Origin of the sequence: Brevibacterium aurantiacum (assembly GCF_007558825.1) — a bacterium.
In the GTDB taxonomy this organism is placed as follows: domain Bacteria; phylum Actinomycetota; class Actinomycetes; order Actinomycetales; family Brevibacteriaceae; genus Brevibacterium; species Brevibacterium aurantiacum_A.
The window spans coordinates 1-370 of the sequence record NZ_VLTK01000060.1; the positions used below are offsets into that span (position 1 = coordinate 1).

Annotated in this window: 1 protein-coding gene; it reads left to right on the forward strand. The window is 60.0% G+C overall.

The features are described 5' to 3' along the window. A partial coding sequence (locus tag FO013_RS22245; RefSeq protein WP_143924722.1) for a transposase occupies positions 1–370 on the forward strand: 370 nt, incomplete at both ends.

Here is a 370-nt window from a genome sequence, read left to right on the forward strand (position 1 = left end):
CAGGTCTTAACGTCCATGCCGGGAGTCGGCGTTAAGACCGCGGCACAGATCCTCCTGGCAGTCGGTGACTTTTCTGCTTTCAGGACTCCTGGTCATTTGGCCGCGTATGCCGGTGTTGCTCCAGTGACGCGTCGGTCTGGGACGTCGATTCGGGGTGAGTTCCCGTCGCGGGCCGGGAACAAGCGGTTGAAGAACGCATTGTTCCACTCGGCGTGGGTGGCGTCGTGTCATGACCCGTTGTCGAAAACCTATTACGACCGGAAGCGGGCCGAGGGGAAGCGCCATAATGCGGCGGTGATGTGTTTGGCTCGTCGACGGTTGAACGTGTTGTTCGCGATGGTCAAGGCCGGGGCCTTCTATGAGCAGAAGA